The sequence below is a fragment of the Escherichia sp. E10V10 genome, from assembly GCF_004211985.1.
Classification (GTDB): domain Bacteria; phylum Pseudomonadota; class Gammaproteobacteria; order Enterobacterales; family Enterobacteriaceae; genus Escherichia.
In genome coordinates this window covers 35,836-53,228 of the sequence record NZ_RHJO01000029.1, presented here as the reverse complement: position 1 = coordinate 53,228, position 17,393 = coordinate 35,836, and the positions used below count along the sequence as shown (strand labels likewise).

The 17,393-nt window shown below is 51.2% G+C and carries 18 protein-coding genes and 1 other RNA gene; 6 read left to right on the top strand and 13 right to left on the bottom strand.

The features are described from left to right. Positions 1-6: 6 nt before the first annotated feature. The 9 genes from agaB to kbaZ all read right to left on the bottom strand — a co-directional run bounded on the left by agaB (position 7) and on the right by kbaZ (position 8,044). Complete coding sequence (agaB, locus tag D9736_RS20880; RefSeq protein ID WP_130259092.1) at positions 7-483, bottom strand: PTS galactosamine transporter subunit IIB; 477 nt, start codon at positions 481-483, stop codon at positions 7-9. A gap of 166 nt (positions 484-649) precedes the next feature. Next, on the bottom strand, positions 650-1,510 hold the full coding sequence (gene kbaY / locus D9736_RS20875) for a tagatose-bisphosphate aldolase subunit KbaY (RefSeq protein ID WP_130259091.1): 861 nt from the start codon (positions 1,508-1,510) through the stop codon (positions 650-652). A gap of 12 nt (positions 1,511-1,522) precedes the next feature. Next, positions 1,523-2,677: an AgaS family sugar isomerase gene (locus tag D9736_RS20870; RefSeq protein WP_130259090.1), complete on the bottom strand. Its 1,155-nt coding sequence runs from the start codon at positions 2,675-2,677 to the stop codon at positions 1,523-1,525. A gap of 350 nt (positions 2,678-3,027) precedes the next feature. Further along, the gene (nagA, locus tag D9736_RS20865; RefSeq protein WP_130259089.1) at positions 3,028-4,161 is read right to left on the bottom strand and encodes an N-acetylglucosamine-6-phosphate deacetylase; all 1,134 of its coding nucleotides are present in this window, start codon (positions 4,159-4,161) and stop codon (positions 3,028-3,030) included. Continuing rightward, positions 4,158-4,592: a PTS galactosamine/N-acetylgalactosamine transporter subunit IIA gene (gene agaF / locus D9736_RS20860; RefSeq protein ID WP_130259088.1), complete on the bottom strand. Its 435-nt coding sequence runs from the start codon at positions 4,590-4,592 to the stop codon at positions 4,158-4,160. The genes nagA and agaF overlap by 4 nt, the downstream gene beginning before the upstream one ends. Before the next feature lie 17 nt (positions 4,593-4,609). Then, on the bottom strand, positions 4,610-5,488 hold the full coding sequence (gene agaE / locus D9736_RS20855) for a PTS N-acetylgalactosamine transporter subunit IID (protein WP_001295548.1): 879 nt from the start codon (positions 5,486-5,488) through the stop codon (positions 4,610-4,612). Next, positions 5,478-6,257: a PTS N-acetylgalactosamine transporter subunit IIC gene (gene agaW, locus D9736_RS20850; RefSeq protein WP_000406214.1), complete on the bottom strand. Its 780-nt coding sequence runs from the start codon at positions 6,255-6,257 to the stop codon at positions 5,478-5,480. Before agaW ends, agaE begins: the two co-directional genes overlap by 11 nt. A 10-nt stretch (positions 6,258-6,267) precedes the next feature. Further along, complete coding sequence (agaV, locus tag D9736_RS20845; RefSeq protein ID WP_002461030.1) at positions 6,268-6,741, bottom strand: PTS N-acetylgalactosamine transporter subunit IIB; 474 nt, start codon at positions 6,739-6,741, stop codon at positions 6,268-6,270. A gap of 22 nt (positions 6,742-6,763) precedes the next feature. Next, positions 6,764-8,044 carry a tagatose-bisphosphate aldolase subunit KbaZ gene (gene kbaZ / locus D9736_RS20840; protein WP_130259087.1) on the bottom strand — a complete coding sequence of 427 codons (1,281 nt, stop codon included), beginning with the start codon at positions 8,042-8,044 and terminating at the stop codon, positions 6,764-6,766. A 248-nt stretch (positions 8,045-8,292) separates the two neighbouring features. Here kbaZ and agaR point away from each other — a divergent pair, with 248 nt between their 5' ends. Next, positions 8,293-9,102, top strand: a complete 810-nt coding sequence (agaR, locus tag D9736_RS20835; RefSeq protein ID WP_130259086.1) for an aga operon transcriptional regulator AgaR — start codon at positions 8,293-8,295, stop codon at positions 9,100-9,102. Between the two features lie 54 nt (positions 9,103-9,156). On the opposite strand, the gene yhaV is transcribed toward agaR, so the two are convergent. From yhaV to garD, 3 genes are all read right to left on the bottom strand, one after another. Then, positions 9,157-9,621 (bottom strand): type II toxin-antitoxin system ribonuclease toxin YhaV, encoded by a 465-nt coding sequence (gene yhaV / locus D9736_RS20830; protein ID WP_130259085.1) that lies wholly within the window; start codon positions 9,619-9,621, stop codon positions 9,157-9,159. After that, positions 9,621-9,956 (bottom strand): type II toxin-antitoxin system antitoxin PrlF, encoded by a 336-nt coding sequence (gene prlF / locus D9736_RS20825; protein ID WP_130259084.1) that lies wholly within the window; start codon positions 9,954-9,956, stop codon positions 9,621-9,623. The genes yhaV and prlF overlap by 1 nt, the downstream gene beginning before the upstream one ends. A 148-nt stretch (positions 9,957-10,104) precedes the next feature. Continuing rightward, a complete protein-coding gene (gene garD, locus D9736_RS20820) occupies positions 10,105-11,676 on the bottom strand; it encodes a galactarate dehydratase (RefSeq protein WP_130223828.1) in 1,572 nt (523 codons plus the stop codon). Between the two features lie 374 nt (positions 11,677-12,050). Here garD and garP point away from each other — a divergent pair, with 374 nt between their 5' ends. The 5 genes from garP (at position 12,051) to rnpB (ending at position 16,742) form a co-directional block, all read left to right on the top strand. Next, complete coding sequence (gene garP, locus D9736_RS20815) at positions 12,051-13,385, top strand: galactarate/glucarate/glycerate transporter GarP (RefSeq protein ID WP_064529564.1); 1,335 nt, start codon at positions 12,051-12,053, stop codon at positions 13,383-13,385. Positions 13,386-13,400: 15 nt separating this feature from the next. Beyond that, entirely contained in the window at positions 13,401-14,171 is a 771-nt protein-coding gene (gene garL / locus D9736_RS20810; RefSeq protein WP_130204646.1) for a 2-dehydro-3-deoxyglucarate aldolase, read from the top strand. 29 nt (positions 14,172-14,200) lie between these two features. Beyond that, positions 14,201-15,091 (top strand): 2-hydroxy-3-oxopropionate reductase, encoded by an 891-nt coding sequence (gene garR / locus D9736_RS20805; RefSeq protein WP_001350452.1) that lies wholly within the window; start codon positions 14,201-14,203, stop codon positions 15,089-15,091. A gap of 96 nt (positions 15,092-15,187) precedes the next feature. Beyond that, complete coding sequence (gene garK, locus D9736_RS20800; RefSeq protein ID WP_130204650.1) at positions 15,188-16,333, top strand: glycerate 2-kinase; 1,146 nt, start codon at positions 15,188-15,190, stop codon at positions 16,331-16,333. A gap of 32 nt (positions 16,334-16,365) precedes the next feature. After that, positions 16,366-16,742: RNase P RNA component class A (gene rnpB / locus D9736_RS20795), an RNA gene on the top strand. A gap of 247 nt (positions 16,743-16,989) precedes the next feature. On the opposite strand, the gene tdcR is transcribed toward rnpB, so the two are convergent. Then, a complete protein-coding gene (gene tdcR, locus D9736_RS20790; RefSeq protein ID WP_217355970.1) occupies positions 16,990-17,208 on the bottom strand; it encodes a transcriptional activator TdcR in 219 nt (72 codons plus the stop codon). Positions 17,209-17,393 lie beyond the last annotated feature (185 nt).

Sequence of the window (17,393 nt, the reverse complement as noted above, 5' to 3'; positions counted from 1 at the left end):
TTAGATTTAGTCAGGAATTTGTTCTTTTTGATCGCCGGGGACGTCCTGGATAAAAATATTCACGCCGCGTTGTTTAATAAAATGTAAGTCCGTGAGATCTTGAGAATCGACATACACTTTACTGCTGATTTGCTTTTTCCCTTCCGAGAAATGCATATTACCGACGTTGACATCTTTCAGATCAATGCCACCTTCGACCAATTTACGTACCGTCTGCGGCGTCCGGCAAATCAGGAAGATTTTCTGATGCGGCGCAGCTTTGCCGATAACGTTAATGGTTTTTTCGATAGTAAAGAAACGAATGCCAAAGCCGTAGGTTTCCGCGGTAATCCCCATCAATTTCTGTTGAATATCATCGTTCGCGACGACATCATCTACGACCACCAGCAGATTCGCACCGATAGTGGATGTCCAGGTCACGCCAACCTGGCCATGAACCAGACGGTTATCAATACGGGTTAAGAGAATATTTGGACTGCTCATTGTGTCATCCTCACCATAAAAGTTGAATAATATAATTTTTTAAATATATTATTATTGAGACATTGTACTGATGTATTTATTAATGTTTGGTTATCTCCTTTGCCATTAAGGCACTACCCGATATTAATCGGGCAGTGCATTCTTAAAAATCGTATAAAATTAATGATTACGCGGAAATTCGATTCGCTGAACCACAGACATTAATTTTATTTCTGACGACTTCTTTCATCGCATCCATACCGACGCGCATATAATAACGAGGATCATTACCCTGCGGATTTTCCGCGAACCAGGCTTTTACCGCACCTGCGAAGGTAATTTTTAATTCCGTGGCGACATTAACTTTCGTCACACCCAGTTTAATCGTCCAGCGAACAAATTCATCAGGGACATCGCTGGCGCCATGCAGTACCAGAGGGATGTCTACCATTTCACGAATTTCCGCCAGCCGTTGGAAATCAATTTTTGGTATTTTCCTGTACAAGCCATGCGCCGTACCGATCGCTACCGCCAGGCTGTCGACGCCAGTCAGTTCGACAAAGCGTTTAGCTTCTTGTGGATCGGTCAGGAATGCACTTTCGGCGTCAACGCTCATGTCATCTTCAACACCGCCCAGACGGCCCAGTTCTGCTTCCACGCTGCAATCCTGGGAGTGGCAGAAGTCGACAACCGATTTCACCAGCTTTACGTTCTCGGCAAACGGGAAGTGGCTGCCGTCGATCATCGCACTGCGTACGCCTGCGTGGACTTTTCGGCGAATATCATCGAGTGATTCGTGGTGGTCGAGATGCAGCGCCAGCGGCATGTTGTAGGTTGTGGAATAGGCGCTACACAGAGCGTAAATCTCTTCTAGCGCGATATGTTTAAAGGTCCCCGGCGTTCCGGCGAGGATCACTGGCGATCGCATTTCGCTACATACTTCGAGGATCGCCTGGATCGTCTCGGCGTTATGAATGTTAAAGGCTGGCACCGCGTAGCCATTGGCCTGGGCGTCCTGTAACAGATATTTGGTGGAGATAATGCTCATAATGCGATCCTCTTATGCCTGCCACGGATGAATGATTACGCCTTGCACCACGCGGTTAACGGTGCCACTGGCTGATGGAGTATCCGGCGTATTGCCCATGTGCAACGACTGCATCAGTGCAAACGTCTGGGCGTACATCAGGAAGCAAAATGCCTGTTCAACGTCGATAAAGTGACGGGATGGCGGCAGGATGATATGCGGGCCAGCGGCGATAACGTCGGTGCTTTCCGCGGCGATGGCGATTACGCGCATTGCCTGGTTGTCACGGCGGAGTTCTGCCAGCAGATCAAGATCATACTGACGGGTGTAAGGGTGGCTGGAGATAAACACCACCACCAACGTTTCGTTATCGACCAGCGATTTCGGGCCATGACGGAATCCGGTCGGGGAATCATAAAAGGCCGCCAGCTTACCCGCCGTCAGTTCCAGCACTTTCAGCGCCGACTCGCGTGCTGCGCCCTGTAAGCCACCGCTGCCGAGATAAACGATCCGTTTCCACGGTGCGTAACCAAACACACCTTCGCTGAAATCGCCCAGTGAGGTCAGGATCGCCTGGCAACGATCCGCCACATCGCGGAAGGTTTGGCTGTTGATCGTCTCAGGTGCGAAAACCGCGAGGCAGCTGGCCATCATGGTGGTAATGCTGCTGGTCATCGCAAAGCCGCGATCGTGTGTTTCTGCGGGCATCAGCAGGGCGAACGCGTTGTCGCTGTTGATCGCGTTTTGGTAAAGAGCGCCCGCTTCGTTGCAGGTGATCGGCAGGTGATAGCATTCCGGTACAAACTGATTCGCCAGCTCCACGGCGGCGACGCTTTCCGGGCTGTTGCCGGATCGACCGAAGGAGATCAACAGCAGCGGATGGGCTGGATTCAGGTAGTCCATCGGATTGGTGATCAGATCGGTGGTTGGTACGGCGCTGAAGTTTTTACCGGTATGGCTGGCGAGCCACGGCGCGATGATGTCACCGATAAATGCCGAGGTTCCGGCTCCGGTCAGGATGATCCGCAGATTCTCTTTGCGCAGTAACGGTTCAAGGAAGTTATTGAGCGCGGAACGTAGCGCGTCGATGTTGGTGAGTGAATGGATCCATGCGCGAGGCTGATGGCGGATCTCTTCTTCAGTCCATGTACCGGTGGTCGCGGCAGCAGGGGTGTAATTTTCTGGCATAACTCAATCCTTAGTCTGATGAACTTGACGTCGGGCGTTGTCGCTTTCGCTTGCCTTTCGTTTCATTTCACTTGGTGATTTCTTTCGTTGGTTAAAATCTATATAAAAGAAACTGAAAGTTCAATGGAGAAAAAGGAAATAAAACGAAATCTGTGATCGTTGAAAGAAAAGATAAGGGAAGTAAAAGGGATTGCTGGATGCGGCGTAAACGCTTTATCCGGCCTTACGGTCACCAACTGTAGGTCGGATAAGACACGTCAGCGTCGCATCCGACACCGCTGCTCAGCCTAAAAAGAAAGAAAAAGAAAGGCCTTACGGGGGAAGTGAAGGCCCAATAAAAGAGCAAACCATCAAAACGAAGCTAATTGACCCTGAATCCAGATTTGTTGCACATGCAGCCCGCTATCCAGCGCCACGACGCTGGCGCGTTTGCCCGGTTTAAGCGATCCCAGAACACCATTAATACCCAACATTCGCGCCGGATGCAGCGACGCCATATGGATCGCTTCCGCAGGCGTTACGCCCGTCAGCTCGACCATGTTGCGCACTGCCGCATCGACAGACAGCGTACTGCCCGCCAGCCCACCGGACGCGGTACGGACAACGCCACCGCGCATCTGCACATCTTCACCACATAACGTATAACGACCATCCGGCATCCCGGCTGCCTGCATCGCGTCGGTGATCAGCACGATTCTCTCTTTCGCACAGCAACAACACAGCGACATCGCCGCCGGATGTACATGATGCCCATCGGCTATCAGTTCCAGCCAGGCGCGCTTGTCCGTTAATCCCGCGCCAACCATTCCCGGTTCGCGGTGATGTAAACCTGTCATCCCGTTATAGCAATGCACCAGGCCGTCGGCACCAGCATCAAACGCAGCGCAGGTTTGTTGCCAGGTTGCTGCGCTATGCCCCAGCATCACCCGTACGTTTTGCTGTTTAAGATGACGAATAGCTTGTAACGCGCCCGCTTTTTCCGGTGCCAGTGCCACCACACGCAAGGTGTGTTGTGAAACAGCAATCAATTGATCCAGCTCGGCAATTTCCAGCTCGCGGAACAGCTCCGGCGGATGTGCGCCTTTATTCTGCGGCGTGAAGTACGGTCCTTCGAGATAACTCCCCAGCACTTGCGCACCAGGTCCGCCGCGTTGGCAACGTTGAGCAATACGTTTCAGCGCCGCATGAATGGCATTAATCGGCGCGGTTACGGTAGTCGGCAACCAACTGCCGACACCTTCGCGCGCTTTGTGCATTGCCAGTTTGTCGAGCACATCCGGCGCGTCATCCATTACATCAACGCCCGCACCACCGTGTACATGAGTGTCGATGTAAGCAGGGCAGAGCAGTTCCGCATCGCGTTCAGTCACGCCCACTGGAATCGGTTCGATTGCTGCGATTACACCGTCAGCAATACGCAACTGATGGTCATCGAGCCATCCCTCTTCAGTCAGCAGCCTTCTGGCGCGCAGAACGTGTGTCATATTCCTTCCTCGACCGGACATTCCTCATGGCAGCGGCCTAACTCGTCCACCAGACTGGTCAGCCCACGATGTCCACACTCCAGCGCCTGCACACGGAATTCTTCACCGCTTAACCCTTCGCGCTCCAGCACCATCTCCAGTAGCAGTTGTAAATTGGTGCCGGTGATCACTTCACAGCCCGGTTTTTGCATCGCCAGCGTTGAAGCTACGCGAAACGGCGTGCCGCCCAGCAAATCCGTCAGAAAAACAATGCCGTCTTCACAATCCAGTTGGGCGATGGCCTCTTCAAGCTGCGATGTAAGCAGCGCGGTGCTTGAGGTTTCAGGAAAATCGATGGCGATAAACTGCGATTGCTCACCGAGGATTTGCTTCATTGCTTTTTCCAAACCGCTGGCAAACCCGCCATGCCCTGTCAAAATAATACTTAACATCTAATACCTCATTGTATTTAAAGGAAATGACAGAATTTACCGACGATGCCGAGAACCACGGTCACCGCAATCAGGCGCAGCGGACTCCAGCCGCGGCGTACCAGCCAGAACATGGTCAGGGTGTAGACCAGTGGTAAGAAGGCAGGCATCAGTTTGTCGATAACATCAGCCTGTAACTTAACCACTGCGTCGCCCGCCGTGATTTCCAGCGTGGTACTTAAGCGAACATAGGTTGCCACCAGCGCACCGATTACTGTCATCCCAACGATAGACGCTGCATGGCCGACTTTTTTGGTATTCGCTTTAATCAGCGGGATCGCTGCGACGCCCATTCGATACGCGTAATGCGCAAGACCAAAACGCAAACCAAGATGCACCACGTTGAACAGCACAATAAATACGACTGCGCCGAGAATAGAGCCTTGTAGTGCGAGGCTTGCACCTATCCCGCCACAAATTGGCAGTAGCGTTAGCCAGAACATCGCATCGCCAATCCCGCCGAGCGGCGCACCGACGGCAATTTTGGTGCTCTGAATACTGTTTACATCCTGCTTAGAACGCTCCATCGCAAGGATAATGCCGATAACAAACGTCACCAGAAACGGATGGGTATTGAAGAAACCCATATGCCCCTTCATGGCGCGCGCCAGGTCACGTTTATTAGTGTGGATCTTTTTCAGTGCTGGCAGCAGACCGTACAGCCAACCGGAAGCCTGCATACGTTCGTAGTTAAAAGAAGCCTGCAACAGCATGGAACGCCAGGCGACGCGGTTGATATCTTTTTTCGTCAGCTCCGCGCCAATGCTCTGATCTTCATACACGTTTTCATTGACGCCAGTCAGCAATGTTTCTTCGTTTTCACTGACGTTCGGCAGGGTGGTTTGATTAGATGCCATCTTCAAATTCCTCTTTCTGTGCCGCAGGTTGAGTCGGTTCAGGAGATTTACGCAGCAGGTCGATCAGCGCCATCGCCAGCGCGGCGGCAGCAATAGCCAGCACCGGTAACTTGAGCCAGGCTGCGGCAACAAAGCCCAGGATGAAGTAGGGGATGTAGACGTTTTTCATCATGATTTTCAGCAGCACGGCAAAACCGATTGCTGGCATGATGCCGCCCGCGACGCCGAGGCCGTCGATTAATCGTTGCGGCAGGACATCAATGATGGTTTTTGCATGTTCCGCACCGAAGTAGATAGGCAGGAAAGCGCAGAGAAAATAGAAAGTGCCGAGTGCCAGCAGTGCCAGATAGTTCACGCGTTCAATACCGCGTGTATCGGCGTTCTCTGCCATCCGGTCACAGCGGGACATTACGCCAGACATCACCGAGAACAGGAAGGTAATCCCCATCTGTACTGCGACAGCGAAAGGTACGGCGACACCGACCGCGACATCGGGTTTCACGCCAGTAGTAATGGCAAACGCCGTGCCGACGATAGTACCGATAATCACGTTAGGCGGCTGTGCGCCCGCCAGAGGGGCCAGCCCCATCCACACCAGTTCCAGCGTACCGCCGGTTAAAATACCGGTATGCAGATCGCCAAGTACCAGCCCGACCAACGGGCCGAGGACCACCGGGCGGTGCATATGGGTTAGGCCGTTAAACATATCCAGGCCAGCGATAAAGGCGATAATGCCCAACGCAAATGCCTGCAACAGACTGATTTCCATGATGAATCCCTCAAAGTAATTTAAAGAGGTCCACAGCAGGCTCTGTCGGGACGCCCTGAACGAAGCATTCCACCCCAGCGGCTTTCAGGTCGTTAAATGCTGCGATATCGCCCGCATCCACTGAAACCGTTTTGGCGATTTGCTGCTTGCCATTGGCGTAGTGCATATTGCCAACGTTAATGCGGCTAACCGGGACGCCACCTTTCACCAGCGTCAGGAAATCGGCGGGTGTTTTACAAACCAGCAGGATTTTCTGCCGATCGGCGGCGCGATGAATGTTGTCGATAACTTTTTGCAGCGACCAGAAACGTACGGCGATCCCTTCTGCCAGTACCATTTCCATCAGGTTTTGTTGTACCGGATCTTCGGCAACCTCATCGTTGGCTACCAGCACCAGATTTGCCCCCGCAAATCCGACCCACTGAACGCCGACCTGACCGTGAATCAAGCGTTCATCAATCCGGCTTAAAACAATATTTGGCATAGCGTGTTCCTCTTTGTTTTGCTTATTGGCCTTCACAGGCTGTGTGGTACTGCGCCAAGATGTCCTGAATATGGTTGATAATGAGTTCCCGTGGCGTTGGCTGCAGCTCGCCGGAGCGAACTTTCATGTACTGCAGCGGCAGATACTGGCTGATGAGCGGTAGCGGAATTGGTGAATCCGCCAGATTACGAACCAGATGGGCGAAAGCGTCATCAATCTGGCTGTCCGGCCAGTAGTAACGCACGCGATCCGAGTAGCTATAACCACGCGCCAGACGACGCGCGTTGCCGTCACCGTGGTAGTGGCTTTGCCAGTATTCCGGGCGGTCGAGCATCACGTTTTCCAGTACCTGACGCAGACCGGAACAGGCTTTCGCTGGCACCAGTTCTTCTTCAATCGCTGCCAGAGAGAACAGGGCTTCACGCAGGGCGAAGGTCAGCGCCGGGCCGACTTTCAGAATGGCAAAGTGGTCAATCACCAGCTGGCGCAGCGATTGCGGCGTTTGATAATCCGTAGAGTGAGCTTCGAAAATCAGCGTTTCGTAGTTTTCGACCATTTGGCTTAAGGCGGTCGCTTTGGCGGGCTGATAATCAATAACGTTGGTGTGATCGAATTCGACGCCAGGCTGAACTACCAGCGCAATGATGCGTGGCCAGATGGCATTCAGACCTTGCTTTTCAAAAGCGTGACGATGGGCTTCCAGCGTGGCGCGGGCGGCATCCGGCGTGGTGACTGCCAGTTCGCTTAAGGTTTCATGTGCGCCGCCAGGCACCGGAACTTCGGTGCCTATGACATACACCAGATCGGCCTCGCCAAAATGTTCACGGCAGGTTTCTTCCGCCACTTTCGCCAGGCGAGCGGCGCGTTCGGCAACGATGCCATCAGTTAAGGGAACTGGATCGTCCTGACAGGACATGCTGCAATCAAGGTGAATTTTTTTGAATCCTGCCGCGACGTAGCTTTTAATCAAATCATCGGCATTGGCCATCGCCTGAGCGGCAGGCAGGTTTTGCCAGCGGTTTGGCCCCAGATGGTCGCCACCCAGAATCAACGCGTCCTGTGGGAAATTCAGCGAGTCAGCAAGCTGGCAAACAAAGCCGCGAAAATCGGCGGGCGTCATTCCGGTATAACCGCCGAACTGGTCCACCTGATTGGAGGTTGCTTCAATCAGTAACGGCGTTTGGTTTGTACTGGCGTAGCGGATTGCAGCTTCCAGCACCAGCGGATGTGCGGAACAAACGGCATAAATCCCATTTGTTTTGCCCGCTTTGTGCTGTCTCACCATTTCTGTCAGATGTTTCACTTTCCTCTCCAGTTTAGATTGCTGCGATATTAATCTTTCGTTTTGTTTCAGTTGATACTGCTCCATGGTGAGATAAAAATAAAACGAAAGATAATGGTTTTCTGATCTGATTCACAAAAGAAACATAATGAAAGCAATTGAAACGAGAGAAGCTTGCGCCAATGGGCAAGGTGGGCTTGCATTTGCTTAATAGAAAGGCGTTAATAGGCAAAACGAAATGAAACGAAAGTTTTACGAAAGGACTTACTATGAGTAATACCGACGCTTCAGGTGAGAAGCGAGTGACAGGCACCAGCGAGCGACGAGAACAGATCATTCAGCGTCTACGCCAGCAAGGAAGTGTGCAAGTAAATGATCTATCGGCATTGTATGGTGTATCTACTGTGACGATTCGCAACGATCTGGCGTTTCTGGAAAAGCAGGGGATCGCTGTGCGTGCCTATGGTGGCGCGTTGATCTGCGATAGCACGACGCCGTCAGTCGAGCCATCAGTGGAAGATAAAAGCGCGCTCAACACGGCGATGAAACGCAGCGTTGCGAAAGCTGCCGTTGAGTTGATTCAGCCAGGTCATCGGGTGATCCTCGACTCCGGGACCACCACTTTTGAGATTGCTCGTCTGATGCGCAAGCACACTGACGTAATTGCGATGACCAACGGTATGAACGTGGCCAATGCTTTGCTGGAAGCGGAAGGCGTTGAGCTGCTGATGACCGGCGGGCATTTGCGCCGTCAATCGCAATCTTTTTACGGCGATCAGGCTGAACAATCGCTGCAAAATTACCACTTCGATATGCTGTTTCTTGGCGTAGATGCTATTGATCTGGAGCGCGGCGTCAGCACGCATAATGAAGATGAAGCCCGTTTAAACCGTCGGATGTGCGAAGTTGCGGAACGGATCATCGTGGTCACCGATTCCAGTAAGTTCAACCGCTCCAGCCTACATAAGATCATCGATACCCAGCGGATCGACATGATCATTGTCGATAAAGGCATTCCTGCAGATAGCCTGGAAGGGCTGCGAAAGGCAGGGGTTGAAGTGATTCTGGTCGGGGAGTGAGAAAGGGTGCCCGCTGGTCAACACCAATGCGTTCGGCGGGCATTGTGAACACTATCAATGCTTTTCTTCTGTCTCTTGGGTGAGGGTTTCCCAGTCGGCAGGAGGATGTCCTCTTTTTAACATTTTGCTGAATATGGTATAGGCATCTGTTTTTTTACCGTAGGAGCGCAGCGTGTTTTCATCGTTCATCCATCCCAGAATGATGACTTTCTCTTTTTCGCTGTAACGAAAGAAGAGACGATAACGACCAGCGCCAAATTTTACCCGTGACCAGTCTTTATTTTTCCCAGAGCCTAACGACTTACCATGACGGAATGCCGGTGATGATGGATTGACAGTGATATGCTCCTCAATCACTTTATGGACTACCGCCAATAACTTTGTGGCGGCTTTTCTCTGATAATTTTCAGGCTCTTTCCCCTTTAATGTCTCGACTTCGGCAACTAAAGCGTCGTAGGTTTCCTGAAAGCAGGGATGAGCATATAGCGCCCAACCATTAACCCTTTGTGGAAAATCCATTATTCGTCGTCGCCAATCTCATCATCAATGTTGACGTCCATGCCAGCGACAAGTTTCTTTCCTTGTTGAATGTTGAATGGACGAGTTTTTTGCGGGTTGTTCTGGATATCTGCATCCAGAAAACGCAAAAATGCATTCATAGTATGATCCTCCTGTTCATCTCCCAGTCGGCACATAAATACTTGCCCACCAGGCAGAATTTCGTAATGAATGCTGTCCAGGCCGGGCTTCAGTTTTAAGGCCTCACGCACTGGCGCGGGGATAGTTGTTTGTCCGCGTATCGTGACCTTTGATTCAGTGGTCAGTACAGCGTTAGAGCGAGCATTAGCGGGCATTGTTCACTGTCCTTTTACAGCCTGTTTTCTGCTCAAATTATAAGCTTGAACTAAGGTAATGCAAATGCATTATTAATGGACGTGGGGACTTTAAACAATAAAAACATGGCACTAAGGCCATGTTTTGCGAGGGACGTTCCAAAAGAAATCAGGTCACCGGTGCTGGGTTAAACACCGCCAGCTGGTTATGCAGTCCCCATTGATCCGAGAAGGTTTTCTTCTTCCCGCTGGCGACGTCGAGAATAAAGTGGAACAACTTCCAGCCCACCTCTTCAATGGTTTCTTCGCCGGTAGCGATGGTGCCTGCGTTGATATCCATTAAGTCAAACCAACGGTTTGCCAGCTCGGTGCGGGTCGCCATTTTAATGACGGGTACCGCCATCAGGCCGTACGGTGTACCACGGCCGGTCGTAAACACTTGCACGGTGATACCCGAAGCCACCTGTTGCGTGCCACAGACAAAATCACTGGCTGGCGTCGCGGCGTAAATTAATCCGCGTTTAGTCGGGCGTTGACCAGGCGACAGCACTTCAACAATTGCGCTTTTACCCGATTTCGCAATGGAGCCGAGTGCCTTCTCTACCACGTTTGCCAGACCGCCTTTCTTGTTGCCCGGCGAAGGGTTGGCGCTGCGGTCGGTTTTCCCCATATTGAGATAGTTATCGTACCACTCCATCTCTTCCAGCAGCCGTTTGCCGACCTCTTCGTTAATGGCGCGCGGTGTCAGCAGATGGATCGCGTCACGCACTTCCGTTACTTCTGAAAACATCACCGTTGCGCCGCAGCGCACCAGTAGATCAGACGCATACCCAACCGCCGGGTTTGCCGTTACGCCAGAAAAGGCATCGCTGCCACCGCACTGCATGCCGACAACCAGTTCCGAAGCCGGGCAGGTTTCTCGCTGCCGTTGATTCAGTTTTTGTAGATGGCGTTCGGCGACCTGCAAAATATCCTCGACCATTGATTGAAAGCCGACATGCTTTTCATCCTGCAAGCTGACAATGCTGGCGCTTTCTACTGGAATAGCTTGCACATCATCCGTTCCAATCAATAAACGTTCAGGCTGTAACTTTTCACAGCCCAGGCCAATCACCATCACCTCGCCGCCAAAATTTGGATTGAGCGAAATATTGTGAATGGTACGTATTGGCACTACAGCCGCCGGAGCATTAATCGCCACGCCACAACCGTACAGGTGATTCAGCCCCACCACGCCATCGACGTTCGGGTATTTTGGCAGCAGATCGCGCTCAATGATTTTTACTACGTAATCCACCACGCCTGCCACGCAGTGGACGCTGGTGGTAATGCCGAGCAGGTTTTTGGTACCCACGCTACCATCAGCATTGCGATAGCCCTCAAAGGTATAACCTTCCAGCGGCGGTAAGGGTTCCGGGACTTTGGTTGCCAGTGGTAGCGTGTGTAACGGCGGCGCTTCCGGTAGTACTACCATTGATTCGTCGATCCAGCTTCCGCGTGGGATTGCGCGCACGGCGTAACCAATCACTTCGCCATAACGAATAATTTCACCATTAGCCGGAATGTCCAGCAATGCGACTTTATGCCCCTGAGGAATATGTTCAATTAATTCCAGTCCGTCCGGAAAACGCGTTCCTGCTTTCAGGCCATTATCATTAACAATAATTGCCACATTATCTGTGTCGTGAACTTTTATATAAAACGCAGTTGGCGTTTCTTGTCTGATTTCGATGTTGGCCATTGTGCAATATTCTCCAGCCAGGGACTATTAAAATGAGGACCTGGTCTCATTTAAAAATAAATGACTTCATTGGGTGAAATAAGAATGTCAGGAGTTTAAACGCAGAAATGTGATCAATGTCAATCATTTCAGGGATTGCAGTACCGCCCGGCAAGGCAATGCGTAAATCTGTGCTTTAGCGCGCAACCTTATGTGCATATGCTCAAAATAATATTTAAATCGTATTAATTAAATTAGCATTTGCACAATGATTATTATTCTCGCGCTGCTTATACTGATTCCCGAGTTCATTGTCATTACGGCATAAATGAAACTCATAAATAACATCTTCCCCATAATAATAAAAATCAGCATAAGTACCCGAGGTAAATAAAATGATTCTGGACACCGTTGACGAAAAAAAGAAAGGCGTGCATACCCGCTATTTAATATTACTGATTATTTTTATTGTTACCGCCGTTAACTACGCCGATCGTGCAACGCTGTCTATTGCTGGTACCGAAGTGGCAAAAGAGTTGCAGTTAAGTGCGGTTTCGATGGGTTACATCTTCTCCGCTTTTGGCTGGGCCTACCTGCTGATGCAAATCCCCGGCGGCTGGCTGCTTGATAAGTTTGGCTCGAAAAAAGTTTACACCTACAGCCTCTTTTTCTGGTCGTTGTTCACCTTCCTGCAAGGCTTTGTTGATATGTTCCCGCTGGCCTGGGCAGGGATCTCCATGTTCTTTATGCGCTTTATGCTGGGGTTTTCGGAAGCGCCGTCATTCCCGGCGAACGCCCGTATTGTCGCGGCCTGGTTCCCGACGAAAGAACGTGGTACTGCCTCCGCCATCTTTAACTCGGCGCAATATTTCTCGCTGGCGCTCTTCTCACCGCTGCTTGGCTGGCTGACTTTTGCCTGGGGCTGGGAGCACGTCTTTACCGTTATGGGAGTGATTGGTTTTGTGCTGACGGCGCTGTGGATCAAGTTGATTCATAACCCGACAGATCATCCACGCATGTCCGCGGAAGAGTTGAAGTTTATCTCTGAAAATGGCGCGGTGGTTGATATGGACCATAAAAAGCCGGGCAGTGCAGTGGCAAGCGGTCCCAAACTGCATTACATCAAGCAATTGCTCTCCAGTCGCATGATGCTGGGTGTATTTTTCGGACAATATTTTATCAACACCATCACCTGGTTCTTCCTTACCTGGTTCCCGATTTATCTGGTGCAGGAAAAAGGTATGTCGATTCTGAAGGTAGGCCTGGTCGCCTCGATTCCGGCACTGTGTGGTTTTGCTGGAGGCGTGCTCGGTGGTGTCTTCTCGGATTATCTGATCAAACGCGGTTTGTCACTGACCCTGGCTCGTAAGCTACCGATTGTACTGGGAATGTTGCTGGCTTCCACCATCATCTTATGTAACTACACCAACAACACCACGCTGGTGGTCATGCTGATGGCGCTGGCCTTCTTTGGCAAAGGATTTGGTGCGCTGGGCTGGCCGGTGATTTCTGACACCGCGCCGAAAGAGATTGTTGGTCTCTGCGGCGGCGTCTTTAACGTCTTTGGCAATGTTGCCTCCATTGTCACTCCACTGGTGATTGGCTACCTGGTAAGTGAACTGCACTCCTTCAATGCGGCACTGGTTTTCGTGGGATGTTCGGCGCTGATGGCGATGGTCTGCTACCTCTTCGTGGTTGGCGACATTAAACGTATGGAATTGCAGAAATAAGCAAAGGTATAAGCGATGAATAACGATATTTTTCCCAATAAATTCAAAGCCGCACTAGCTGCGAAACAGGTACAAATTGGTTGCTGGTCAGCTCTCTCTAACCCGATTAGCACTGAAGTTCTTGGTTTGGCTGGCTTTGACTGGCTGGTGTTGGATGGCGAACATGCGCCAAACGATATCTCCACATTTATTCCCCAACTGATGGCCCTGAAAGGTAGCCCCAGCGCGCCAGTGGTGCGGGTGCCGACCAACGAACCGGTAATTATTAAGCGTCTTCTGGATATCGGTTTCTATAACTTCCTGATTCCATTTGTCGAAACAGAAGAGGAAGCGGTACAAGCTGTGGCATCTACTCGTTATCCACCAGAAGGTATTCGCGGCGTCTCCGTTTCTCACCGCGCCAATATGTTTGGCACCGTGGCGGATTATTTCGCACAGTCGAACAAGAACATCACCATTCTGGTCCAGATTGAAAGTCAGCAAGGCGTAGATAACGTCGATGCTATCGCCGCTACCGAAGGTGTAGACGGCATCTTCGTCGGTCCCAGCGATCTGGCTGCGGCATTAGGCCATCTCGGCAATGCATCACACCCGGATGTACAAAAAGCGATTCAACATATTTTTAACCGTGCCAGAGCGCACGGCAAACCCAGCGGTATCCTCGCACCGGTCGAAGCCGATGCGCGTCGTTATCTGGAATGGGGCGCGACGTTTGTGGCTGTTGGTAGCGATCTCGGCGTGTTCCGCTCTGCCACCCAGAAACTGGCAGATACCTTTAAAAAATAACCACCACCGCAACAAGAGAGATGATTGATATGACTATGAAAGTTGGTTTTATTGGCCTGGGTATTATGGGTAAACCAATGAGTAAAAACCTTCTGAAAGCAGGTTACTCGCTGGTGGTTGCTGACCGTAACCCAGAAGCTATTGCTGACGTGATTGCTGCAGGTGCAGAAACAGCCGCTACGGCTAAAGCGATCGCTGAACAGTGCGACGTCATCATTACCATGCTGCCAAACTCTCCTCATGTGAAAGAAGTGGCGCTGGGTGAAAATGGCATTATTGAAGGCGCGAAACCCGGCACGGTATTGATCGACATGAGTTCTATCGCACCGTTGGCAAGCCGTGAAATCAGCGAAGCGCTGAAAGCGAAAGGCATTGATATGCTGGATGCTCCGGTTAGCGGTGGTGAGCCGAAAGCGATTGATGGCACTCTGTCAGTGATGGTGGGTGGCGATAAGGCTATTTTCGACAAATACTATGACTTAATGAAAGCGATGGCGGGGTCTGTGGTACATACCGGGGAAATCGGCGCAGGCAACGTCACCAAACTGGCCAACCAGGTCATTGTGGCGCTGAATATTGCCGCGATGTCAGAAGCGTTGACGCTGGCAACCAAAGCAGGCGTTAACCCGGATCTGGTTTATCAGGCAATTCGTGGTGGACTGGCGGGCAGTACCGTGCTGGATGCGAAAGCGCCAATGGTGATGGACCGTAACTTCAAGCCAGGTTTCCGTATTGATCTGCATATTAAGGATCTGGCGAATGCGCTGGATACCTCCCACGGCGTTGGCGCGCAACTGCCGCTGACGGCTGCGGTTATGGAGATGATGCAAGCGCTGCGTGCCGATGGTCTGGGAACAGCAGACCATAGCGCCCTTGCGTGCTACTACGAAAAACTGGCGAAAGTCGAAGTTACTCGCTAATGACGTCGTGCCCGGATGGCTTATTGCTATCCGGGCCTGGAATCCAGGCCGAATAAGAGAAACGCCCCCCGGCGTCATGTGGTAACAGGCAAAGGTATGAAAATCGTAATCGCCCCAGACTCTTATAAAGAAAGTTTATCAGCCAGCGAGGTTGCGCAGGCGATAGAAAAAGGATTTCGGGAAATTTTTCCTGATGCACAGTACGTTTCTGTTCCTGTTGCCGACGGTGGCGAAGGAACGGTGGAAGCGATGATTGCTGCCACCCAGGGGGCTGAACGTCACGCCTGGGTTACAGGGCCGCTGGGCGAGAAAGTGAATGCCAGTTGGGGGATCTCCGGCGACGGCAAAACCGCGTTTATCGAAATGGCGGCGGCCAGTGGGCTGGCGCTGGTGCCATCGGAAAAGCGTGATCCGCTGGTAACCACTTCACGCGGCACAGGGGAGTTAATCCTGCAGGCGCTGGAGAGTGGTGCAACAAGTATCATTATCGGCATTGGCGGCAGCGCCACCAACGATGGCGGTGCAGGGATGATGCAGGCGCTGGGAGCGAAGTTAAGCGATGCCAATGGCAATGAAATCGGCTTTGGCGGCGGCAGTCTTAATACTCTGAATACCATTGATATCAGTGGCCTCGATCCACGTTTAAAGAATTGTACGATTCGCGTCGCCTGTGATGTCACCAATCCGCTGGTGGGCGACAGTGGCGCTTCGCGGATCTTTGGCCCGCAAAAAGGGGCGAATGAAGCCACGATTGTCGAGCTGGACAAGAATCTCTCTCACTACGCTGATGTCATCAAAAAATCGCTGCATGTTGATGTGAAAGACGTCCCCGGTGCAGGTGCGGCGGGCGGAATGGGCGCGGCGTTGATGGCTTTTCTTGGCGCAGAGCTAAAGAGCGGCATTGAGATTGTGACTACGGCGCTCAATCTGGAAGAACATATTCATGATTGCACGCTGGTTATCACCGGAGAAGGGCGCATTGATAGCCAGAGCATCCATGGCAAAGTACCGATTGGGGTGGCTAATGTGGCGAAGAAATACAATAAACCGGTAATTGGCATTGCGGGTAGTCTTACGAAGGATGTTGGCGTTGTGCACCAGCATGGTATCGATGCTGTATTCAGCGTGTTAAACAGTATTGTTACGCTGGATGAAGCTTTCAGCGGGGCTTATGACAATATTTACCGAGCTTCGCGCAATATTGCTGCAACACTGGCGATTGGAATGCGCAACGCGGGGTGACAAGGGCGTGTAAACCCTCTATACTGCGCGCCGAAGCTGACCAGACAGTCGCCGCTTCGTCGTCGTCCTCTTCGGGGGAGACGGGCGGAGGGGAGGAAAGTCCGGGCTCCATAGGGCAGGGTGCCAGGTAACGCCTGGGGGGGAAACCCACGACCAGTGCAACAGAGAGCAAACCGCCGATGGCCCACGCGAGTGGGATCAGGTAAGGGTGAAAGGGTGCGGTAAGAGCGCACCGCGCGGCTGGTAACAGTCCGTGGCACGGTAAACTCCACCCGGAGCAAGGCCAAATAGGGGTTCATAAGGTACGGCCCGTACTGAACCCGGGTAGGCTGCTTGAGCCAGTGAGCGATTGCTGGCCTAGATGAATGACTGTCCACGACAGAACCCGGCTTATCGGTCAGTTTCACCTCTTCAACGAAAACCCGCTAGTGCAAACTGGCGGGTTTTTGCTTTTAGCGGGGCGGTAAGATGAATGACTGTCCACGACACTATACTCAAAAGAAAGCGGCTTATCGGTCAGTTTCTTTTTTTCAGTATAAATACTCTTTTTTCGTCACCCTTGTTGTCTCCCGAGATTACTTACCTTCAAATATGAATTATTAGTTTTGTGATCATCAACACAAAATGCTATCCGTGCATTATGGGGGCAGCAGAAATCATGGAAAACGATTGCATTCACAAAATGATGTCCTGCTATGATGGTAAAAGTTGACGTTAATCAATTGTTCGAGATGATCAATATCTGTATTCGATTTTTTAAAATATTGATAAAATAGATGTTTTGTGACCAACAAATTCCGCGAAAAAATGTGACGCGGCGCATTATTTACCTGTAAATATGATTTGTTTATAATAAAATTTGATAACTTGCTCATTAAATTTAACTTAAAATTTGCCTGAGAAATACACGATATTTGCTTGAAATATCGTCGCAGGACATTTTTTAATAAGCCATATAAAGCGTGTTGTTATCGCCATAAAATATGGTTATCCCCCCCTATGTTTTTTGATAAAAGTCAGGCTTTACGCTGATTTTATTATGTCAACTCATTGATATTAA